The organism is Candidatus Hydrogenedentota bacterium (assembly GCA_018005585.1).
Lineage (GTDB): Bacteria > Hydrogenedentota > Hydrogenedentia > Hydrogenedentales > JAGMZX01 > JAGMZX01.
In genome coordinates this window covers 39,751-62,430 of the sequence record JAGMZX010000003.1, presented here as the reverse complement: position 1 = coordinate 62,430, position 22,680 = coordinate 39,751, and the positions used below count along the sequence as shown (strand labels likewise).

At 62.1% G+C, this 22,680-nt stretch carries 13 protein-coding genes; 10 read left to right on the top strand and 3 right to left on the bottom strand.

Annotated elements, in window-relative coordinates; translation table 11 throughout:
- Positions 1–76 precede the first annotated feature (76 nt).
- From KA184_00930 to KA184_00905, 6 genes are all read left to right on the top strand, one after another.
- A complete protein-coding gene (locus tag KA184_00930) occupies positions 77–1,138 on the top strand; it encodes a phosphoribosylformylglycinamidine cyclo-ligase (protein ID MBP8128114.1) in 1,062 nt (353 codons plus the stop codon).
- A complete protein-coding gene (locus KA184_00925; GenBank protein ID MBP8128113.1) occupies positions 1,131–4,091 on the top strand; it encodes a phosphoribosylformylglycinamidine synthase in 2,961 nt (986 codons plus the stop codon). Before KA184_00930 ends, KA184_00925 begins: the two co-directional genes overlap by 8 nt.
- Before the next feature lie 124 nt (positions 4,092–4,215).
- Positions 4,216–5,010 (top strand): phosphoribosylformylglycinamidine synthase subunit PurQ, encoded by a 795-nt coding sequence (locus tag KA184_00920; GenBank protein MBP8128112.1) that lies wholly within the window; start codon positions 4,216–4,218, stop codon positions 5,008–5,010.
- 102 nt (positions 5,011–5,112) lie between these two features.
- Positions 5,113–6,366 carry an AmmeMemoRadiSam system protein B gene (gene amrB, locus KA184_00915; protein ID MBP8128111.1) on the top strand — a complete coding sequence of 418 codons (1,254 nt, stop codon included), beginning with the start codon at positions 5,113–5,115 and terminating at the stop codon, positions 6,364–6,366.
- Positions 6,363–6,824 (top strand): hypothetical protein, encoded by a 462-nt coding sequence (locus KA184_00910; GenBank protein MBP8128110.1) that lies wholly within the window; start codon positions 6,363–6,365, stop codon positions 6,822–6,824. The genes amrB and KA184_00910 overlap by 4 nt, the downstream gene beginning before the upstream one ends.
- 159 nt (positions 6,825–6,983) lie before the next feature.
- Positions 6,984–9,770: a hypothetical protein gene (locus tag KA184_00905; GenBank protein ID MBP8128109.1), complete on the top strand. Its 2,787-nt coding sequence runs from the start codon at positions 6,984–6,986 to the stop codon at positions 9,768–9,770.
- Positions 9,771–10,184: 414 nt separating this feature from the next.
- Here the strand turns inward: KA184_00905 and KA184_00900 are convergent, their stop codons facing one another.
- Genes KA184_00900 through KA184_00890 form a run of 3 tightly spaced genes read right to left on the bottom strand, consistent with a single transcriptional unit; the run spans position 10,185 to position 14,402 of the window.
- On the bottom strand, positions 10,185–10,859 hold the full coding sequence (locus tag KA184_00900; GenBank protein MBP8128108.1) for a 6-phosphogluconolactonase: 675 nt from the start codon (positions 10,857–10,859) through the stop codon (positions 10,185–10,187).
- Positions 10,860–10,865: 6 nt separating this feature from the next.
- Entirely contained in the window at positions 10,866–12,341 is a 1,476-nt protein-coding gene (zwf, locus tag KA184_00895) for a glucose-6-phosphate dehydrogenase (protein ID MBP8128107.1), read from the bottom strand.
- A 9-nt stretch (positions 12,342–12,350) separates the two neighbouring features.
- The gene (locus KA184_00890) at positions 12,351–14,402 is read right to left on the bottom strand and encodes a hypothetical protein (GenBank protein MBP8128106.1); all 2,052 of its coding nucleotides are present in this window, start codon (positions 14,400–14,402) and stop codon (positions 12,351–12,353) included.
- A 165-nt stretch (positions 14,403–14,567) separates the two neighbouring features.
- Here KA184_00890 and KA184_00885 point away from each other — a divergent pair, with 165 nt between their 5' ends.
- The 4 genes from KA184_00885 to KA184_00870 form a co-directional block, all read left to right on the top strand.
- Positions 14,568–15,419, top strand: a complete 852-nt coding sequence (locus tag KA184_00885) for a cyclic nucleotide-binding domain-containing protein (GenBank protein ID MBP8128105.1) — start codon at positions 14,568–14,570, stop codon at positions 15,417–15,419.
- Between the two features lie 223 nt (positions 15,420–15,642).
- Positions 15,643–19,068, top strand: coding sequence for a carboxypeptidase regulatory-like domain-containing protein (locus tag KA184_00880; protein MBP8128104.1), 3,426 nt, complete (start codon positions 15,643–15,645; stop codon positions 19,066–19,068).
- Positions 19,069–19,186: 118 nt separating this feature from the next.
- Positions 19,187–21,154 (top strand): beta-galactosidase trimerization domain-containing protein, encoded by a 1,968-nt coding sequence (locus KA184_00875; GenBank protein MBP8128103.1) that lies wholly within the window; start codon positions 19,187–19,189, stop codon positions 21,152–21,154.
- A 37-nt stretch (positions 21,155–21,191) separates the two neighbouring features.
- Positions 21,192–22,680, top strand: a 1,489-nt coding sequence (locus KA184_00870; GenBank protein MBP8128102.1) for an alpha-galactosidase, incomplete at its 3' end; no start/stop codon positions are given.

Sequence of the window (22,680 nt, the reverse complement as noted above, 5' to 3'; positions counted from 1 at the left end):
GACGCGCAAGGGCGCTGCATTTGCTTTGACCGCCCACGGCCGGTATTCTTGTTTTCTTTCCGGAGGAACCCCAACCATGAGTGAACACGCACCGGGCCTCAGTTACAAAGACGCCGGCGTCGATATCGATGCCGCGAACGAGGCCCTGTCCCGCGCGAAAGAGGCAATAAAGCGCACGTTCAATGACAATGTCTTGCAGGACCTCGGCAGTTTCGGGGCCATGTACCTGCTCGACGTGAAAGAGATGGAAGCGCCCGTCCTCGTCTCGAGCGTTGACGGCGTCGGCACGAAGCTCAAACTTGCGTTCATGACCAACAAGCACGATACCGTCGGCGTGGACTTGGTGTCGCATTGCGTGAACGACATCCTCGTCCAAGGCGCGCGGCCTTTGTTCTTTCTCGATTATCTTGCCACGGGCAAGATGGATCCGCAGATCATCGGCGATGTTATTCGCGGCGTGGCCGCGGGGTGCCGCTACGCCGGTTGTGCGCTCATCGGCGGCGAGACGGCGGAGATGCCGGGAATGTACGCGGCAAACGAATACGACCTGGCGGGAACAATTGTGGGCGTCGTAGACCGCAAGAACATCGTGGACGGCTCCCACATCGAGCCCGGTGACGTTGTCATTGGCTTTCCGTCCTCGGGGCTTCACACCAACGGCTACAGCCTGGCGCGGCGGATTGTTTTCGAGGCGGCCAAACTCAAACCGGAAGACGAAATCCCCGGCCTCGGAAGGACCGTCGCGGAAGCGCTCATGGAGCCGCACATCACCTACGCGAAACTCATGCAAATCGTTATGAAACTCGTTGATGTGCGTGGCATGGCGCATGTGACGGGCGGCGGCATCACCGACAATTTGCCGCGCGTGCTTCCCGACGGCGCCGGTGTCGAGATTGACCTCGGCAGTTGGACGGTACCGCGCCTGTTCGCCTTCCTGAAGGAAGCGGGCCGCGTTGCGGACAGCGAGATGCTGCGCACGTTCAACATGGGCATAGGTTTTCTCATCGTGGTCCCTGAAAAAGACGCGGCCAAGGCGATTGAGAACATCGAGATGGCGGGCCAAAAAGCCATGATAGTCGGCCGTGTACTGGCGGGGGAGCGCAAAGTGAACTATACCGGGACATTGCAGTATGCCTAGCCGTATCGAAGTGGCGATGAAACCTGGCTTGCCTGACCCGGCGGGCGCGTCGGTGCGAAGTCAACTGGCCGAAGACTTGGATATACGCGTCGATGAGGTGCGCGCCATTGACGTCTATACGATCCATGCTGCCTTGACGGACGAAGACCTGGAAATCGTCCGTCGCGAACTATTCACCGACCCGGTCATTCAACAGTCAGCGATTAACCGGTCGCTGGCGCGTGATTACGATTTCGTAGTCGAGGTTGGATTCCTGCCGGGCGTCACGGACAACGTTGGCAAGACTTCCGCGGAGGGAATTGCCGACGTGCTGGGCCGCCCGCTGGCCGCGGGCGAAACGGTGTTCAAGTCTACGCTGTACGCCATTCGCGGCGGCGTGGATACGGCAACGTGCGCGCGAATAGCCCGCGATTTGCTGGCGAACGAGCTTATTCAACAATGGGTTGTGAAGTCCGCCGCCGAGATGCGCGCGTTGGACGGCAAGCCGCTGCTGGCGCTCCCGATCGTCACCACGCAAAGCGACCCGGAAGTCCATGAAATCGATCTTGAACAATCCGATGACGCCTTGCAGCAATTGAGCCGGGACATGGTGCTCGCGCTCGAACGGCACGAGATGAAGGCCATTCAGGCGCACTACCGCGATCCGGCGGTGCGCGCCGCCCGCGAGGAGCTCGGCCTGCCGCCGCGCCCGACCGATATTGAACTCGAAATCCTCGCCCAGACCTGGTCCGAGCACTGCAAGCACAAGATTTTCAATGCTGACATAGAGTACACGGACGAAACCGGGCAGGAACGGACGGTCAACAGCCTGTTCAAAACATATGTGAAGGCAACAACCGATGCGGTCGCCCAAAAGGTCGACTGGCTCGTTAGCGTGTTCGACGACAACGCCGGCACTATCCGGTTTGATGAGCACCACAACTTCGCACTAAAGGCCGAGACGCACAACAGCCCGTCCGCGCTCGATCCATATGGCGGCGCGATGACCGGCATCGTCGGCGTGAACCGTGACGTGCTCGGCGCGGGGCTTGGCTGCCGTTGTATCTTCAATACGGATGTGTTCTGCTTCGCGTCGCCGTTCTACGAGGGCGAAATCCCGGAACGCCTGCTGCATCCGCGGCGCGTCTTGCGCGGCGTGCATCGCGGGGTGAAAGACGGCGGCAACCAGAGCGGCATCCCGGACATAAACGGCGCTATCGTCTTTCATGACCGTTTCTTGGGCAAACCGCTGGTGTTCTGCGGTACCGGAGGCCTGATCCCGCGCGAAGTCGCCGGGCGGCCCAGCCACGTGAAGAAGGCCTGCAAGGGCGATTTCATCGTCATGACCGGCGGACGCATCGGCAAGGACGGCATCCACGGCGCGACGTTCTCGTCTGAAGAGTTGCACGAGGGTTCGCCTGCGACGGCGGTGCAGATCGGCGACCCGATCACACAGAAGAAAATGGCCGATTTCCTGCTGGAAGCGCGCGACCTTGGCCTGTACAACAGCGTTACCGACAACGGAGCGGGCGGCCTGTCCTCGAGCGTCGGGGAGATGGCGCGTGGCGCGGGCGGCGCGCGAGTGCATCTTGAACGCGCTCCGCTGAAGTATGCCGGACTCGCCCCCTGGGAGATATTCCTGTCCGAGGCGCAGGAGCGCATGACTTTCGCGGTGCCGCCGGAGAAGATCGACGCCTTTCTCGCGCTGGCGAGGAAGCGGGAAGTCGAGGCGACCGTGCTCGGCGATTTCACGAACGCGGGACGTCTCGAGTGTTATTACGACGGCGAGCTAATCGGCGCGCTCGACATGGATTTCCTGCACGACGGCGTTCCCAAGATGCGCCTCGAGGCGGCCTGGACGCCCCCGCAACCGGAACCGGAAATCATCGTCGGGGACACCAACCTGACCGAAGACCTGAAAGCGGTGCTTGGCTCGCTCAACGTCTGCAGCAAGGAAGTGTTCGTGCGTATGTACGACCACGAAGTGCAGGGGCAGAGCGTACTCAAGCAGTTCCAGGGCGTCCATCATGACGGCCCCGGCGACGCGGGCGTGATCCGGCCCGTGCCCGGCTCGAAACGCGGTCTCGCGGTCTCCTGCGGCATCTGCCCGAAATACAGCGACCTCGATACGTACCACATGATGGCGTGCGCCATCGACGAAGCCGTCCGCAATCTGATTGCGGTGGGCGCGCGGCTCGGGCTTATCGCCGGCCTCGACAACTTCTGCTGGCCCGATCCGGTACAGAGCGAGAAGACGCCCGATGGCCGCTTCAAACTCGCGCAGCTTGTTCGCGCCTGCGAGGCGCTGTACGACGTCTGCACCGCCTACGACATCCCGCTCATCAGCGGCAAGGACAGCATGAAGAACGACTACAAGATCGGCGATACGAAGATCTCGATCCCGCCGACCGTGCTGTTCACCGCCGCCGCCATCATCGAAGACACGGACAAGGTCGTGTCGATGGACGTCAAGAAACCCGGCGACCTTGTATACGTCCTTGGTGAGACGAGAAACGAACTGGGCGGCAGCGAGTATCTCGCGCTGCGCAGGCAACTGGGCGCAAACGTGCCGAAAGTCGATCCGGCGAGGGCGCGCCTGCTCTACGAAAAGCTGTCGTCGGCCATCCGCGAAGGACTCGTCGCTTCGTGTCACGATTGCAGCGACGGCGGTCTTGCCGTGGCGCTGGCCGAGAGCGCCTTCGCAGGCGGTTATGGCATGCGCCTCGATCTCGCCCCGATGGATATCGAGAGCGATGTTGTTGCTCTGTTCAGCGAGTCGCAGAGCCGGTTCGTCGCTACCGTGCCTCCCGAGAAATCGGACCGTTTCGAAACGGCGCTGGATGGGTGCCCGGTGACGCGGCTGGGCGTCGTGACGCCGGATTCGCTTCTCGAAGTGGCGAGCCGCAACGGCGCATCAATCCAAGCGCCGCTCGCGGAACTCAAGGAAGCGTGGCAACGGCCACTGCGCTGGTAGCGCCCATTGGTGATGGGCGTGTGTAATGGGCGTCAGGGAACGGCGCAAAGCGCCTGGAGGAAGCGATACACCGCCGGGGCGGGGTATCGAGACGGATGATGAGCATTGAAAGGCATTCAGGCTTGTGGTACGCACACTGATATTGACCGGATTCGGGATTAACTGCGAAAACGAGACAGCGCACGCGTTTCGTCTGGCCGGCGCGGAGGCTGCGTTCGTCCATCTAAACGACCTGGTCGCCGATCCGGAGAAACTTCGGCAATCTCACATCTTCGCCATTCCCGGGGGCTTTTCCTTTGGCGATGACGTCGCATCCGGCAAGATTCTCGCCAACAGGCTGCGTTTCAAGCTCGGCCAACCACTCCACGAGTTTCTTGGGGCGGGCAAACTCGCCATCGGCATCTGCAATGGGTTCCAAGTTATGGTGAAAATGGGCATCTTGCCGCTGTTCAACGGCGAATTCCGGCAGGAAGTGACCGTTACAAACAACGATTCGGGCCGATTTGAAGACCGTTGGGTAACCTTGACAGCCGTTCCCGCCAACCGCTGCGTATGGACAAAGGGCATCACCAGCCTCGAAGTGCCCATCCGCCACGGCGAGGGCAAGTTCATCCCGCGAGACGGCGCCACGCTCGAAAAGCTGCGCGCCAACGGTCAGGTCGTGTTCCGGTACGCCACGCCCGGCGGCGCGCCCGCGCAGGGCATCTATCCCGCGAATCCCAACGGCGCGATCGACGATATCGCGGGTATCTGCGATCCGTCCGGCCGTGTATTCGGACTGATGCCGCACCCGGAGGCTTTTGTCACGCGCACGCAGCATCCCCGCTGGACGCGCGAGAACCTCCCTGAGGAAGGATTCGGCCTGCAGGTTTTTCGCAACGCCGTGGCGTACGCACAAGAACGCCTGCAGGACATATGACCGCCGGATGCGCCAGACGGCGACAGCCTGGCTGCGTGCTCGAAAAACGACTCTGCAGGGGGGATTGCATCCACGGCCTCCGGGTCTTTAGGCTAGGTCATCATGACTAAGCCATTGCCGCCTCTACGCGCGATTGAAACAGTGCTCATTGAGCACGAGGGCCAGCCGCACTTCTGTATGCACGACCCCTCGGGGTGCGTCGAGGAACAGTTGTTGTTGTCGCCCCACGCTTTCCTCATCGCCAGCTGTCTCGATGGCGAAAACGACCTTGCGGCAGTGCAGAGCATCTTCGCCCAGCAATGCGGCGGTGCGCAGGTCCCGCAAGACCAGATCATGCAGGTCGTTGAGTATCTGGACCAAGCGGGGTTCCTGTTGACGCCCCGCTACTTGAAGCGCCTGGCCCGGATGGAAGCGGAGTTTCGAGAAGCGCCTTTGAGGCCTACTGCATTTGCCGACAAGTCTTATCCAAGCGACCCGGCGCTGCTGCGCGCATTCATAGACAGCTTTTTCGTTATTGACGGAGGGCCAGGAGCGCTGGGACCCCGCGGCGGAGACGATGCGCCGCCTCTTCGCGGCGTGATTGTGCCGCACATCGATTTTACGCGCGGTGGCGCGGCCTACGCCCATGGCTACAAGCGCTTGTACGAAGCGGGCGTTCCCAGGACCGTATTCATTTTTGGCGTCGCGCACGCGGGAGGCTCCACGCCTTTCATCGTCACGCGCAAACCGTTCGCCACGCCTTTCGGCGTTCTGGACACGGACCGGGACGCGGTCGACCACATTGCGGCGGCCTGTGGATGGGACATCTTCTCCAATGAACTTGCGCACCGGAACGAGCATTCCGTCGAGTTTCAGGCGGTCATGTTGGCCTACCTTTACGGGACGGCCGTCAGGATTGTTCCTATTCTGTGTGCGCCGTTTTCGGAAGACTGTGACAACACGGACCCGTCCGGTATCGAGCCCGTCGCGACGTTTCTGGAGGCGTGCCGCGCCTATGCCGCGCCGGCCGAACGCCGGGTTTCGGTGATCGCGGGCGCCGACCTGGCCCACGTTGGCAAGCGGTTCGGCGACCCCTTCGACATCGACGACGGCGTGGTCGAGGCGGTGCGCCTGCGTGACGAAGAGGACTTGGCCCACGCGGCGGCGTGCGCGCCCCAGCGTTGGTATGGATCGGTAATGCAGGACGGTAATGCGCGAAAAGTCTGTGGTCTGGGTTGCATCTACGCAACGCTGAAGATGCTGGACGACGCGTGCGTGGGACGCGTGCTGCATTATGGGCACGCGCCTGACCCGGCGGGCGGCATCGTGTCGTTCGCCAGCATGGCATTCGCGGAAAGCGCAAAGGACGGCGCATGAGCGAGGGTCAACGCCCTGAGCGGCGCTGGCTGCGCGGTTGCGCGGCCGGAGGGGTGGTCGCGCTTTGCATGGCGTTGGCCGCCGGTGCGGTGGTCTATCGAAAAGCCGCCACACAATTGACTGAAACCCGCACAGCCATGCAGAAACGATTCGCGAACGAGTATCGCGAGCTGCTCGCCATGGGGAAGATTCCGGAATCCGAGCGGGCGCAAGTGGAAGCCTTGGCGCAGGCCGCGCAGGACGAGGACGCGGGAGTATTCGGCATTGCCGCCGTCTCGGCAGTCTTGCGCGTAGTCTTTGACGATTGCCAAGTGGCGCCGAACGAACGCGAGATGCTGAACGCGCTGAACCGTATGCTCGAAGACAATCCCGCGCCGAGTCTGTTGACGGTCGTCAAATATCGCGAGCAGTTTCCCGAGATGCAACGCTGTCTCGAAGAAGACCCGGCCGAGAAATGAATAAGCTTCCCCAGAGGGCCCGTCGCGGCCCATGTCTGACGCGCCCGCGCTCCAAGGAAACCTTGCCCGATGCACCTTAGCCTGCGGATGGCGCTATCAGCGTGCTTTGCTTCCGTGCTCTTGGGAAGCGCTGCGAACGCAGATGAGAACCTGCTTAACATGGAACATTTGGGTGCGGGCCTGGGCGCCGGCTGGCTGGCGGAGCTAGACAATGTTTCCTGGACGGCGGACGATGCCGCGGAGCCGTTCGGCACAGGCGCCGCGCGGCTGCAATTCGAGGGCAGGGGACGAGCGGAGCTTCTCGGCCCCGCGCGGGCGTTACGCGCCGGGTTGCCGCACGCGGCCGCGGTCTGGGTGCGTTCAGAGCCGCCGGGGGCCAAGGTATTCTTGACGCTGCGGGACAATAATCAGCCGGAACAAGGGTTGCTGTCCCGGACGGCGATGGCCGGGAAGGAATGGGCAGGCATCGTCTTGCAGGGGGTGCTGCCGGAAGCACTGAAGGGTCATTATTTCCTCTCGCTGGCGTTGGAGGGCGAGAACTGCACGGTCTGGCTGGACGGGTTGTGGTTAAGCGAGGAGGTCGCGCCGTTGCCGCCCGAGTGGCGTCCGCCGGTGCACCCTGCAGGGGTTGTCCTGGAACCGGTGGCCCCTTGGGGCGTCGTCACAGGTTTGGAGGCGCATCGCATCAAGGCGCGGGTCGTAGGCGCGCAGGACGCAAGCCGCCTCGCGCTGCGCCTCATTCATGCCACGGGCGCGACGGAAGACTGTCCGAGTGTTCCCATCAACGGGACCGGGTTTTGGCAACAGACGTTGGAACTGACCGGGTCTGCAACGACATTGAACGGTATGCTGCGTGTGGAGGCGCACGTTGCCAATACCGCGGGCGCGCCCTTATCGCTCATGGGAGAGACCCTGCTGGCGCGGGCCGCGGAACCGGTGGCCGGGCTATGCCCGGATTCGCCATTCGGCGTGCATGTGGCGTTGCGCGAACCTGATGTCAGCGCGGTGGCGAGGTTGGGCTATAAGTGGTGCCGCATCCACGACGCCGCGGCATGCACGAAGTGGGGCGTGGCGGAGCCGGAGCCGGGCAAGTGGCGGTGGTTCGACGCGGAAATCGACTTGGCGCGGAACCGCGGCCTCTGCGTGCTGGGCATGCTCGATGGTTCCCCGGCATGGGAATCGGGCACGCAGCAAGGCGGTTACTGGAGTATCTACGGCCTGCCGCGCAGCGTGGACCATTGGCGAACCTATGTGCGTGCGGTTGTCGGACACTACGCCGGCCGGATCGACCGCTGGGAGGTATGGAACGAGCCTTGGGACATGTTCCGGTTCTTTCCCGGCGGTACGCCGCAATTCTACGCAAAACTGTTGCGCGCGGCATATGAGGAGGCAAAAACGGCAAATCCCGATAGCACTATTGCCGGCGTAAATACCTACCCGCCGTTCTGGGAACAGTTGGTGCTGGCCGAGGGGGCATATCCGTACTTTGACATGCTCTCGTGGCATCGGTACGACCCGAATCTGCACGGGTGTCCGAACGACGCCATTGCGCGTGTGGCCGCACGCTTGAACGCGGAGCAGGCAAAGTACGGCGCGCCTAAGCCGCTATTGTTCAGCGAGGGCGGCCCGGACGTGGCGCGGTTCCACGGCTCGTTTTTCTCCTTCGCGAACCCCGAAATCGTCGGCGATTGGTCGCGTGGCGCGGACCAGTACGCGCGGATGTACCTCAGCGCGATTGCCGCTGGAAACCGTTGTTTCATTGCCTATTCGACACACGACGACCCGCGTCATGGCTGGCCAACGCACATGCTGGTCGAACCGGAGTATTTGCTCAAGCCGATGCATCTTACGCTCGCGGCGCTCGCGCATTTTGTCGAGGGAGCGGCGTACAGAGAGCGATTGCGCCCCGCACACGATATCAGCGCACATGTGTTTGAACAGCATGCGGACCGGCCCTATGGCAAAGCGCCCACGATTATCGTCGTGCTGCACAGCGACGGAGACGGGGAGGAGCCCCTGCCTGTCGCGATACCGCCCGGGGTACATTCCTTTGATCGCTGGGGCAACCCCGCGGCCCTGCCGGATACGGCCACGCGCGGCCTGACGTTCCTCGTTGCAGACAACGCGCACCGGGAGCCACTGCTTCAGAGTCTGCGGGGCAAAACGGAAACCGGGCCGCTTGGGGAGCCCGCCGCGGCTGAGCAGCAACTCGCGGAAGCATTGTGCCGCGCGCTGGCAAATGGTGACCCGCCGCTTTGGACCTTGTTCAGCAGCCAGGGTTCGCTGGCGGTATCATGCGGGAGCAGCGGCGCAATCACTGCGACGCGCGAGGAATTGCGGCGCAGTCCTGAGCGAGCGCAGGCGTTCCGTCTTGATGCAACCTGCCGCGCGCAGGCGCGCGAAGCGCGAGATGCGGGGCGGTTTGTTATCGGGAAGTTGGAGTTGGCGGGCAGTAGCGGCGCTCCGGCAAAGGCATGGTTTGCTGCCACGCCCGACGGGCCGCGCGGCGCGCTGCGATTCCTCACGCTGACTGTTTTGCGGCAACCGGAAACGCCGGACGCCGGGACGGCGGAAGCGTTGTCGGATTTGGCGCACCGGTGGGAGGGGGCACTGCGGGAAGGACACACGCGCGGTCTGCATGGCATTTACCATAATGGGGCATGTCTGATGGCGGCGGCGACACAAAACGGCGAGTATTTCGTGTTCCGAGAGCCGGATTACCTGGTCACGATGCTGGACACAGCGGTCATGTGGGGCGCGGCGGCGCGGTCCCTCCTGACGATAGACGGCATGGCGGTACAGGGAGACGTTGCGGTTATGTCCGGCACGTGGGACATCGCATCGCCTGCCTTCGGGGCCGGACCCTATCCGTTCACCGGCACACTGCTTCACGACGGGTCCGCCTGGCGCTTCGCGTCCTTCTGCGCAGGCGGCGCAACCAATTGAAAGCGGCTCGGCAGGTTGTGGATGCAGGTTCGACTACAGGCAGAACAACTTCCCGTGATTGCCCGTAATGAGTGTATTTGGCGGACGTGTCACACGCTGGGCCAAAGCATCCACATCGAAACTTCGATTATCAGTCACCTCGCAGCACGGCGGAGTCGAAACCTGGTCGCAGCCGCTTGGCAGGAAATCACCGGACCTCGTATGAACTCCATACGTCGGAGCTGGTAGTGGCAGAGCCCTCCATGGGTCGCGCGTTCGCGGTGGAAAACCGTCTGCGCTTTCTGCGCGGTATGCCAGAGCTGCCAATGGGGCAGGAAGCGCGTCACCTGGCTGCGGCCTCGTTGACCGGAGGCGCAATTCCCGCAAAGGCAGAGTCCGGTGCGCGCCACTCAGCGGTCAGCAATCCACACCTGGCTACGCCCGCCACAGTTCGACGTGGGGACAGTCCGCGACGGCCTTGCCCGCGACGACGGACATGGGGGCTTCCAGCAATTGCCGGATAATCGTGTCTTTATCAGGAACCGCGACAAGGAACAGGACGCGCTCGACATGCGCCAGCAGTCCGGGTGTAACACTCACGCGATGGGGCGGTTCAGGCCGCGTAACGGGGATCGCGTAGCGCTCGCGCGCACGCTCGAGGTCGGCGTCCGAAAAGAGAGAGCATGTGTGCCCGTCGGGACCAATGCCGAGCAGGGCGAGGGGGATTTGTCCGCTTCGGTCGAGAAACGCGTGAAGTGCCGCGTCATAATCCGCGGCGGCTTCTTCCAGGGACAGTTCGGTCCTGACGCGCAGGATACGTTCCTGAGGCAGCCGCAGCGCCTCGAGCATGGGAAGGGCGTTGCCGTAGTTGCTTTCTGGAGAACCGGCCGGGACGTGCCGCTCATCGCTGAAGCAGACACTCACATTCGGCGCCGCCGGAGACGCCGACTGCGCAATATCGTGATAGATGGGGAGGGGGGTGCGTCCTCCGGAAATGATGACCGCGCGCGATTGCGTCGAGACGCGCCGCAGTTCTTCGCGCAGGAGGTGTTGCGCGGCTTCGAGAAGCGCCGCAGGCGAAAAAAAGGTCTTCTCAAGGATAGCGGGCATGCGCAATCACCACGTGGCGCCGTAGCGAGCAGCGAGTGCCTGCGCCGCCTCGGGGCCGGCGCTGCCGAACGAATAGGGCCGCGGCTTGGTTCCGCGCGTCGCCAGCTCGTGCAGCACCGGCGTGAAGATGTCCCACGCCGCGGCCAGTTCATCGGCGCGAATAAACAGGCTGCGGTCGCCTTCGATGACGTCAAGGAGCAGGCACTCATATGCATCGGGAATCTGAACAGGAAAGGCGGAGGCGTATTGCAGGTCGAGGTCGCTTTCTTCGAGCGTGATGCCAAGACCGGGCACTTTATTGACGATGCGAAAGGTGATCGCCGCATCGGGCTGGACCCGGATAATCAGTTCGTTGTTGGCGAGATGGCCCGCGGCATGGAGAAAGATGTTGCCCGGCACGGGCCGGAAACGTATGCGGATTTCTGTCATGCGCGCGTTGAGCGCCTTTCCGGCGCGGATCAGGAACGGCACGCCGTCCCAGCGACGGTTGCGCACGTGCAGTGCGGCGGCGGCATAGGTCGGCGTGACCGAGCCCGCGGGGATGCCTTCCTCTTCGAGATAGCCGAGGCGTCGCCGCCCTTCCAGCGCGCCCGCCGTGTATTGGCCCGTAACCAGGTCTTCAACGGTCACGGGCTGCACGCAGCGGAGCGCCTTCACTTTCTCGTCGCGCACATACCCCGCCTCGAGCCGGACCGGTTGCTCCATTGCGACGAGCGCGAGGATCTGGAGCAAATGATTCTGCATGACGTCGCGGATGATGCCGTAGTCGTCGAAGTAACCCGCGCGGCCTTCCAGGCCGATGTCCTCCATCCAGGAAATCTTTACCTGCTCGATATGCGCGCGGTTCCAAATGGGGTCAAAGATAAGGTTGGCGAAACGCAGGACAAGGAGATTCTGGATAACCTCCTTGCCGAGATAGTGATCGATACGATAGGTCTGCTCTTCCGTAAACACCCGCGTCATGTTGCGCGTGAGTTCATCCGACGAGGCGCGGTCGCGCCCGAACGGCTTCTCGATCACTACGCGCGACCAGCCGGATTCCGCGGAACCGGTGACGAGGCCCGCACCTGCCAGGGACTGCGCCACGTCCAGAAACAAGAATGGCGGGATGGCCATGTAGAAGATGCGATCGACTGGCGTGTCCGCGTCGGACGGCCTGACGATTTCCTGGAGCCGGCGCAGGTCATCCGGAGAATCGTATTGACCGGAAACGTACGTGCAGCGGTCGAGGAATCGGCTTATCCAATCATCGCATTTCTCGCCGGGCACGTAGCGGCAGGTGAGATGCGCCATGATGCGTTCGCGGAAAGCCTCTGTCGTCATGGGAGAACGCGCGTAACCGACGAACCGCACACGCTCGCGCAGCAAGCGCCGGCTGTACAGCGCAAAGAGCGCCGGAATCACCTTCTTCAGAGCCAGGTCGCCGGAAGCGCCAAGGAGAATGATGACCAGGGGGCGGTCTGCCGATGTGGTCTTGCTCATATGCCCGTGTTACTCCAGTCCCGGCGCGAAATGGCCTTCCGCGCCTGCGTCCAGATGATATCCGCCGCTGTTGCACAATTGAAATTGACGCAGCAGTTCAGAGAGGCTGATGCGGCCATCGGGCGTCTCTGGAGCATAATCCGCGGGATGTGGAATGCCCCCCAACTCGCGTTTCCAGCCGGGTATCTCGATTTGATGCTCATACGCAAGCATCAACGGCGTCAATTCCGGAATGGCGAGCCTATAATCAGCATTCTGGTCATTCGGATGCCGCGCGGAAACGCCAAGGCTGTCACAAAGCGATACAAAACGCGCTTTATCTATAAACAACAGCGTCATTGCACCCTCCGATACGGCGACACGCGCCGAATGAGCCAAGACCTGCAATTCCGGTAGACGGTCCAGGCGGTCCGCCCGGTCCAGAAACACCGCCGCCTGCCAGGGACCGTCGATACCGCGCAGGAAAGCATACAGTTCCCAAAGGGACTTGGCGGGATGCAGCCGCTTCATCGCGTATGCCTGAAATTGCGGCATATCGGCCCAAGGTGGAGGCGCGGGGGCGAAGAGAATATCTTCGGGCGTCGTATTCTGCCCGATGAACTTCCCGGAGGACACGTGACGCAAGTCGTCGTCCGACGCGAACAGGGCGCGCCGTTCCGGCGTGAGCGAAATGAGCAGGAGAGTGGCGCCCGCCAGTAGCAACAGCGGCGCCATCCGCGAGGCACAGCGCATGGGCCATGTCTGAAACACTCTGGCGGGAAACCAAAAACGCCAGTACGCGGCGGGCAGCAATACCAGCGGCATCGCAGCCAGCGGAACCGCGAACTTCAGGGCGCTGTACCGGTGAAAGAGCAGGTTGTTGTGTTGCTTGAATACGTGATAATAGAGCAAACAAGGGGCAAGATACAGAAAACACGCGGCAAGCAACACGCCCACACTCCCATAGGAGTTCGCCTGCTCTTCGCCATCCGCCCCCCGCGCCAGCCACCTGCGCCGCAGCGCCGCGCACATGGCCAGCACCGTTGCTACCAGCCATGCTGCAAGGCATCCGGCGATGACCTCGGCCCCGTACGTGCCAAAGGAAGCGGGGATATGTTCCTTCCAGAAGCGCGTGTCCAGGGAAAAAGTGAAGAACGTGTTCGCCGAAGCGAATTCGAGCGGATTTCTTCCAACGCCGAAGCCCTGCCCCGGCGTAACGCCAGAGCGCATCAGAAACCGTTCCAGCAACTGGTCCATGCCGTCCAGGAGGATTACTTGACCGAGGAACAGCGCCACACCCGCGGCGAACGGAAGCCCCAACAGGAGAGTATTGCGGACCTTGACCGGCAACCGGTCGCCAAGCGTGCCCCGGAAGACTCGGGCCAGCCAGACGCAGCACGCGAGGAACACAAACAGCCAGTCCGTCAGGATGCCGCAAAAACCGGTTAATGCCTGCGACAAAGCCAGCCAACGGCGGACGCGGGGACTGCGGGCGCGCTCGCGACACACTTCGAGCAAGATGAACAGCGCGTACAGCGGCAATACAGCCGCATCCGCAAAGTAACTCATGGCGTGTTCGTGATACGATATGGGAAGATACACGTAGAGCAGGAAGGGGACCGGCGCCAGCACGAAAGCGGTCCAGCGTGAGAAGACCGCGCGGCGCAAGAGCAGCGTCCCTGTGGCGGACAGTAAAATCGCCGTGATGCCCTGCAGCGCGAGATTCAGCGACATGGCGAGGCCGGGCACGGGTTCTTTTCCCTGCCGGAGCGCCAGCAGATACAGCGGCAGTATGGCGCCCGGCGGATATGACACATAAGGCGTGCGCGCGCCGGCGTACTGCTGTTCGGCCGAAGCAGGTTCCCAATACATGGCAAAACGCAACGGCCACGCGCCTTCGCGGTACCAGTTGCGCGCCATCTGAGTCGAACCGCCGGTCATCCACCCGGCGATGTTCATGGGCGCTTCGCCCAACCACGGCGCACGCGCCTCCACGGACAACCAGAATGCGTATGCCGCGATTATGAGAAATACGACCGAACCGAAAGCGGCGGATAGGTTGCGATGCCGGTTTTCATGCATGCGAGACATCCTTTGAGTATTATAGGGGGAAGACAAGGGGATCCTGTCAAACCCGCTGGTCAGCGCCGGATGGGTTGCGTGAGGAAAATCGCGGATGAGGTGCTCCGGAAGAGGTACGTGATACACTGAGGGGAAACCTTATCCGGAACTTGGGAGGTCCGGCTCATGGAACGAGGTGAGGTATTGCGGACCCTGCAGGGGTTGCCGCTCGTGCAGTACATACCCGAAGCGCAGCGGGGAGCCGTGGCGGCGCTGTTCGCCGATGTGTCGAAGGAGGTCGCGCTGGCGCCCGGGGAAATTCTCATCCGCCAAGGGGAACTGGGCGGCGAGACGGGCTATGTGCTCGTCGACGGCTCTGTCGAGGTGGAGCCGGATGCCGGCGCGCCGATTCGGCTGATGGCCCCGGCGCTGTTGGGCGAGATGAACCAGTTCAATCCACAGGCGCAGCGCACCGCGACAGTGCGCGCCCTGACCCCGATTCACGCGCTGCGCTTTGCCTGGCCCGCGTTCTACGCGAAGGCCAGGTCCTCCTTTTCCGTTGCCGGGCAGGGCCTGATCGTGGACGCCATGGAACGCTGCGTTCTGGAGCGGTTTCACCGGAGCATGCTGCTGGATTTGGCGCTGTTTGAGGGATTGGACGACGCGTTGAAACTGCGTGTCTGCTTGTTGCTGCAATGGGTGACCCAACCGGTCGCGTTTTCCAGCGGCCAAGTGCTGTTTGAGCAAGGCGGCATGTGCGGCGGCGAGGGCTGGTTGCTCACGCATGGCGAAGTCGAACTCCGCATGGCCGGCCAAACCCATGATGTTCGCCACGCGCCCGACCTGCTCGGCGTGCTTCCGCAATTCGACCCCGGCCTGCGGTGGACGGCGACAGCGGCGGCGCGGGGCCCGGTCGAGGCGCTGAAGTTCTCGTGGCTGGAGTTCAATGCCTTGTTCATGCAGAGGGCGGCGGCAGAAGCACAGGCGCATTTCTGGGTTGCCGTGAAGAATAATGCGCACCGGCATTTTGTGCATTGAGCGCCGGAAGCGAGGGAAGCAACCTTGAAGAACACAGGACGCTGGAAGCGCGTTCCAGCCTGCAACGACGGCGGGCGTGGCAGGTATTGTATTACGGAGTTGGATAGGAGGTTACGGATCTCGGGCCAAGGCCCTGAACCGCGCCGGGGAGTGAAGGACGTTCCCACGCCGGGAACGGCGAGGACTATGCAGTAGCGGAATGCAGTAGCCGGGAGTGGCTTCGATGAAAAAGATGTGTATCATTCTTGTAATGGCGTTATGGGGGATGCCGCCATTGTTCGGGCTGACCATCGAAGTCACGACACATTTCGATGTGCAGGACGCCAGCCTGGGTGCGACTGTCGACGACCTGCTGAACGGAGACGTGGGCCCCGACGGGCTGGTGTCGCTGCGCGAGGCCATTCAGGCAGCAAACAATACCGAAGGATTTGACACGATTACCTTCTCGCCCGACGTCGAGGAACCGATACTGCTGGGCACGGGCGGCACTACTTCGGAATTGTGGCTGACCGGTTCGGGCGGCGTTTTGATTGACGGATCGGGGATTGTCCTGGACGGCAGGAATTACCCGATGACACAAGCCGCGTTGCGCATTGTGAGCCGTGGAAACATCATTCAGGGGCTGACAATTATCCGATGCCCCGTGTCTGGGCTGGTTATCGAGGGGCCGGACGCAAGGGAGAACGTAATCTGGGGATGCCGTATCGGCATACTGAACGGCGCCGCGGCGCCCAATCGCTACGGCATCGAAATCGGGAACGGCGCCCACAATAACGTAATCGGGGGAGGCAGCGGCGCGGTTCGCAACATAATCTCCGGCAACCAGGAGGTAGGCATTTTCATTTATGGCACAGGAACGGATGATAACACGATAATTGGCTGTTATATCGGCACGGACGAGACCGGCTCACTGGCCGTCCCTAACGGGTGGAATGGGATAACCATCGGTTACGGCGCTTCGCAGAATCTGGTGGGCGGCGCCTTGCCAGAGATGCGCAACGTCATTTCCGGTAACGGGCGCAGCGGCGTCTTCTTATACGAAGAAACGTCGAAAAACTCGAGGGCTGTCATCTCAGGCAATTACATTGGCGTCGCGGCAGACGGGAACGCGCCATTGCCAAACGGATATTGGGGCGTGTACATCGGAAACGGCTCCAGCGCGAATGTCATCGGAGACGTTCAGGAAGGCTGGGGCAACATCATCCGCCACAACGGCCGCGACGGTGTCGAGGTGAACGGCACCGGCTCCTGGCGCAATACCATTCGAGGAAATTCGATACATAACAACACGGGCAAGGCCATTGAACTCGTTGACGGCGCGAACGATGGCATTCAAGCGCCTGTCATTACCTCCGTGAACCCCGTTTCGGGAACAACGCAAACTCCGAACGGCATCGTGGACTTCTATGCCGATGCGTTGAATGAAGGCAAGGAATACGTTGGAACGCTTTCCGCCGACGCAGACGGCGAATTCTTCGGAGACCTGGACCTGTCCGCCCATATAGGCAAGAACCTGACCGCCGCCGTTACGGATAGCCTTGGAAACACATCCCTGTTGAGCATGCAGGTTGCGATACCGGAAGGGGCGGAAGGCGAGGGCGAGGGCGAACCCATCACGCAACAGGTGACAGTGGAAATCACGCAAGCGGACGATATCTGCCGGGTGTACCTGAACGGGGAGGCCATCCTGCAAACGGCGTGGGGGGAAGGGCCCGCCGGCACGGATATTGGCGACCAGCCCGGCAACAGTGGCCCGGTCGATGTCACGGCGTCATTGCGCCTGGGACTCAATACATTTCGCTTTGTCGTGTATAGCGAGGCGAATTGTTGTGGTGTGTCCGGTTTCTTTGAAGTCAAGGTAAATGGCGCGCGTGTGTATTTCGACGGCATTTCCGAAGACGACAGCTCGTCAGGCGTGAAGTTCTTCGGCACGTTTGTCCTCGAATGGGATCCCAGCCGGGCCGACCTGATAGTGCGCGTGGCTGAAACGGGCACACAGGCAGTCCTGCCGCAGGCGGTGGTTCGAATCGAGCCTACCGGCGAAACCGCGCGAGTCGGCGAAGACGGCTATCACCGATTCCTCCTCGACATGCCGGGAACGTACCGCGCGGTCGTCACGGCGGTGAACTACCAGACCGCGGAATCGGAACCGCTGGTTTTTGCGGGAGATAGCGCGTACGCCACGCTTTCCTTCTGGCTCGACCGGAATGACGCGGGCGTCCGCGACAGCGACGGGGATGGCCTGCCTGATGAGGAGGAAACCGGCCTCTACGGGACGAATCCGAACTCTCCGGACAGTGACGGTGACGGCATGTCAGACCTGTTCGAGGTTCAGCATGGTCTGGACAATACGCGGAATGATGCCCAGGAAGACCCGGACGGCGATGGAGTCTCGAATCTGCGCGAGTTCCAGCTTCGTTCCGACCCCAATGACCCGGGCAGCCCCCGAACGGATTTCCATGTGAGCGTTTCCGGCAACGACGCCAATGCGGGCACGGAGGAATACCCGTGGCGCACTATTCAACATGCGGTGAATGCGGTGGGCGATTTGATTGGAGAAGTGGTGGGACAGGACGTTGAGGCAGGCCTGCGGCTGCTCGCGGACGGCACGCGCGCCACGATAATCGTGGAACCCGGAACATACCCGGAGAACCTTGTGCTGCGCCCGGGCATCCGCCTGCAGGGTGCAGCGCTCGGTCAAAGCACCATTGAAGGCACGGTCGGAACCGCGCCTTTCAGTGCTCTCGTCAGTCTGCGAGTCAAGGAGCCTGCGCTCGGCGCCTCCCCGTTGATTGCCGTCGATTCCGGATTTGTGTTGTTGGACCGGGTCGGCGTGGTGGGCCGCACGAACAGTCAGGCGACGGGTATCCTTTTCTCGGGCAATGAGGCCCGCACGGTACTGGTGACCGATTGCGTGATTGCGCAAGTAAAGACGGGCATGGTCATCGAGGACGCCCTTCCGCTGGTGCGGCGTACCCGTTTCAGCAACATTGGCGACGATGCAATTGTAATCAAGGCGACGGCGCGGAAGCAGGAAGACGAGAACACACTGGGTCAAGCCGGCGACTCGGGCAGCGGCTGGAACAGGTTTGAGAATATCGGCGACAAGGCAATAGTGAATGAACGCGCTGCGCCGATCAGCATCGAAAACAACGACTGGGATACGGACGACCCCGCGGAGATTGCGGGACTCATCGAAGGCCAGGTTGACTATGAGCCTTACCTGGCGAAAGGCAGCGGGCTGCTGCCCGCGTCAATCGTGTGCACGGTCTGGGAAGCAACGACAAGTAATCCCGTGACGGATGCCTCGATAGCGCTGGCGCCGGGCGGATTCGTGGAGGTCACGGAAAACGTGGAGGGCGTGTACGCCTTTGCCGCGATTCCGGCCGGTACCTATACCGTCACTGTCACGACACCGGACTACGCCCCCGTGAGCAGGTCCGTCAGCGTGGGCGGGGGGGAGACGGCCTCGCAGGTATTCGCGCTGGGCGCTCAGAAGGGCGACTCGACGGACGGATGCGGTTGTTTCAAGATGGCGCCTGGCGTTGACACGCCCCTGAGCGCAAAGGCCGGCGACGTTCTGCTCGGCATGATCGCTGCCTCGATGCTGTTTCTGTTCAGGCCGCGCGGACCAGGCAGGCGCCAGTGAATTCCCCGATTTCCAACGCGGCCGCGGATTGTCCTGTCCGCGCCGCTTCCCTTATCTTATGCTCCGTCAGGCATCTTTTCTCGATTACGGCTGCAACCAGAGGTCGCACGTTTGAATCATGCGCTTTCGACAGATACACCTTGATTTCCATACCAGTGAACATATTTTGGGGATAGGCTCGGCCTTTGACCCCGTGGAATTCGCCGATACGCTGTCCCGGGCGCACGTCAACTCCGTAACCTGCTTCGCCCGATGTCATCACGGCTACCTCTACTACAACACGCAGCGGTTTCCCGAACGGCGACACCCGCACCTGACGCGCAATCTGCTCCACGAGCAAATTGAGGCTTGCCACAGGCGCGGCATCCGCGTCCCGATTTACATCACGGTGCAATGGGACCGATTCACGGCGGAAGCGCACGCGGATTGGCTGATTCAAAGTGCGGACGGACGGATAGCGGGTACCCCGCCATATGAGCCGGGTTTTTACCGGCGGCTCTGCCTCAACTCGCCTTACGTCGATTTTCTAAAGGCCGTCACGCGTGAAGTACTTGAAACGTTCCCGGCGGACGGTCTGTTTTTCGACATTGTAGATGCCCAGGATTGTTCGTGCACGCATTGCTGGCGGGCGATGGCGGGGGCCCACTTGAACCCAGACTGCGAGGACGAACGGAAAGCGTTCGGGCGCGGGGTGCTGCATCGCTTTCAGCGCGATATGACCGCGTTTGTGCGACGGTTCAACAATGACTGCGCCATCTTCTATAACGCGGGGCACATCGGGCCGCGGCACCGGCCCATCGCGGACACGTACACCCATTTCGAGATCGAATCGCTGCCAAGCGGCGGTTGGGGATACATGCATTTCCCGTTGGCGGCGCGGTATGCGCGCACGCTTGGTCTGGACTGCCTCGGCATGACCGGCAAATTCCATACGTCCTGGGGCGACTTCCATTCGTTCAAGAACCGGGCCGCGCTCGAATTCGAATGCTTCAATATGCTTGCGCTGAACGCCAAATGTTCGATTGGCGACCAGCTGCACCCGGATGGGCGCATCTGCTCGACGACGTACGAGCTGATAGGCCGTGTCTATGCCGCCGTCTCGACCAAAGAACCGTGGTGCACCGGTGCGAGGCCGGTCACGGAGATTGCGGTGCTGACGCCGGAGGAGTTCCGCGAGGCCGGACAACCGGAGGCGGCCCTCGGCGCGGTGCGGATGCTCCAGGAGGCCAGACACCAGTTCGACGTGGTCGATTCGGAGGCGGATTTCTCGGCCTACTCCGTGCTGCTATTGCCGGATGCCATTCCCGTGAACGACGGTCTGGCGCGAAAACTGCATGGTTATCTGAAACAAGGCGGCGCCATGATTGCTTCGCATCGGTCAGGCCTGGATCCGATGGGAAGACGGTTCGCATGCGATGCATTCGGCGTCGAGCCGGTTGGCGAAGCCCCATTCAGCCCGGATTTTCTGATTCCGCGCAGGCCGCTCGCGCAAGGACTGCCCGAAGACGCGCACGTCATGTATATGCGCGGACTGGAGGTGCGCCCGCTTCCGGATACGGAGGTGCTGGCGGACGTCGCAGTGCCGTACTTCAACAGGACGTTCGAACATTTCTGTTCACACCGGCATACGCCGTCCTCGCGCGAGGTGCGTTATCCGGGAATCGTGCGCCGGAACCGCGTAATCTACTTTGCGCATCCTGTGTTCACGCAATATCACGCAAACGCGCCGTTGTGGTGCAAGCGGCTGGTTCTGAACGCGCTGGGACTGCTGCTGCCCGACCCGTTGCTGCGCGTGGAGGGGCCTTCGACGCTGCTTGCCGCGATTAACGCCCAACCCGCGCAAAACCGCTGGGTGGCGCACCTGCTGCACTACATTCCCGAACGGCGCGGAAGAGACTTCGACGTGATTGAGGACGTGATTCCGCTCTACGGCGTGGAAGTATCGGTGCGGGCGCCACAAGCGGTCGCGGAAGTGCGCTGCGTTCCAGACGGACAGCCGCTCGTGTTCACGCAATCCGAGAGTCATGTGCGCTTCACGGTCCCGGAGGTCGCGGGGCATTGCATGTTAAGTCTGCAGTTTAAATGAGGTGATACCTATGCGGCGCGGTTGGTGGCCATCCCTTATGGTCTCTGTACTTCTTGAGACGATGTGTGCAGCGGCGCTTTCTGTCCCCTTGGCGGATACCTGTTCCCGTGACTGGCTGGTTGACCCCGAAGGCTGGACCGCGCGCATCGAGGAGACGGAGGATCGGAACGTGGTCACGCTGACCAACGGACTTATCAGCCGCTCTTTCGCTACGCGACCCAATTTTGCGACGACCGGGTTTCAAAACCTCATGACAGGGGCATCGATTTTACGCGGCGTGAAACCCGAGGCCGCGATATCCGTAGAAGGGCGGCGATTCGAAGTGGGAGGACTGAAGGGACAACCCGACTACGCTTATCTCGACCCTGCCTGGATCGGCGCGCTCACGAGCGATCCCGGCGCTTTCCAGCTTGAAGGCTGGGAGCAAGGAGCGCCGCAAACGCCGTATTTCTGGGAGCACGCGCGCCACGCGCCCGATGCGGCATGGCCCCCGCGGGGCGTCACGCTTACGGCGCGCTTTCGAGCGCCGGAGGGACTGCTTGAGGGCATCCGGGTTGTCGTCACCTACGCGTTGTACGACGGCCTGCCGGTTCTGGTGAAGTGGGTTACGGTGACCAACGCAGGAACGGCGGAGGTGCTGATCGGCGAATTGGAAGGCGAGATACTGGCGGTGACGGAACAGGAGCGGCATCGGCTGCATGTTGAAAGCAATTTCGCGTTTGCCGGAATGGATACGACGTTTTGGGGTCCGGACAGCGAGTATGTGACGCAGGTCGATTACGAATACCAGTCGCCGGTCTTGCTTACGAGCAAGTACCCGATGGGACCGGGCGTCGCACTGAAACCGGGGGCGTCGTTCGAGTCGTTCCGGACCTATGTGCTCGCACACGACAGCGACGACCGCGAGCGGCGGGGTCTCGCGCGGCGGCGCATGTACCGGGTGCTAGCCCCGCAAGTTACGGAAAACCCGATTCTGATGCATGTACGGGATTCTTCTTCGAGGGCCGTCCGGCGGGCCGTGGACCAATGCGCGGATACAGGATTCGAGATGGTTATCTGCACCTTTTGGAGCGGCTTCGACATTGAAAGCGAAGACCCGGACTACATCGCGCGCATCAAAGCAGACGTGGAGTACGCGCACGAAAAAGGCGTCGAATTGGGCGGCTACACGCTGATGTGCGCTTCGCGCGACGCGGGGCCGGAATTCAATTGCATATCGCCCGAGACAGGACTGCCCGGCAGCAAGTTCGGCCAGAGCGCCTGCCTCGCCAGCGCCTGGGCCGACGGCTATTTCGACCGGGTGCTGCGTTTCATCGACGCGACGGGATTGGAGGCAATCGAGACGGACGGCCCGTATCACGGCGACGTGTGCGCCGCGACCGGGCACGCTCATCACCGTGGGCTTGAAGACTCGCAGGTGGCCCAGTGGCAGGCGTGCGTGCGGTTCTACCACGAACTGCGCAAACGCGGCGTGTATATTCACACGCCGGACTGGTACTACCTGAACGGAAGCAACCGTTGCGCCA

Excerpts from the sequence above, each read along its gene's own strand:
- KA184_00930 (MBP8128114.1), top strand. The coding sequence starts at position 77 with ATGAGTGAACACGCACCGGGCCTCAGTTACAAAGACGCCGGCGTCGAT.
- KA184_00925 (MBP8128113.1), top strand. The coding sequence starts at position 1,131 with ATGCCTAGCCGTATCGAAGTGGCGATGAAACCTGGCTTGCCTGACCCG.
- amrB (MBP8128111.1), top strand. The coding sequence starts at position 5,113 with ATGACTAAGCCATTGCCGCCTCTACGCGCGATTGAAACAGTGCTCATT.
- KA184_00910 (MBP8128110.1), top strand. The coding sequence starts at position 6,363 with ATGAGCGAGGGTCAACGCCCTGAGCGGCGCTGGCTGCGCGGTTGCGCG.
- KA184_00905 (MBP8128109.1), top strand. The coding sequence starts at position 6,984 with ATGGAACATTTGGGTGCGGGCCTGGGCGCCGGCTGGCTGGCGGAGCTA.
- KA184_00900 (MBP8128108.1), bottom strand. The coding sequence starts at position 10,859 with ATGCCCGCTATCCTTGAGAAGACCTTTTTTTCGCCTGCGGCGCTTCTC.
- zwf (MBP8128107.1), bottom strand. The coding sequence starts at position 12,341 with ATGAGCAAGACCACATCGGCAGACCGCCCCCTGGTCATCATTCTCCTT.
- KA184_00890 (MBP8128106.1), bottom strand. The coding sequence starts at position 14,402 with ATGCATGAAAACCGGCATCGCAACCTATCCGCCGCTTTCGGTTCGGTC.
- KA184_00885 (MBP8128105.1), top strand. The coding sequence starts at position 14,568 with ATGGAACGAGGTGAGGTATTGCGGACCCTGCAGGGGTTGCCGCTCGTG.
- KA184_00880 (MBP8128104.1), top strand. The coding sequence starts at position 15,643 with ATGAAAAAGATGTGTATCATTCTTGTAATGGCGTTATGGGGGATGCCG.
- KA184_00875 (MBP8128103.1), top strand. The coding sequence starts at position 19,187 with ATGCGCTTTCGACAGATACACCTTGATTTCCATACCAGTGAACATATT.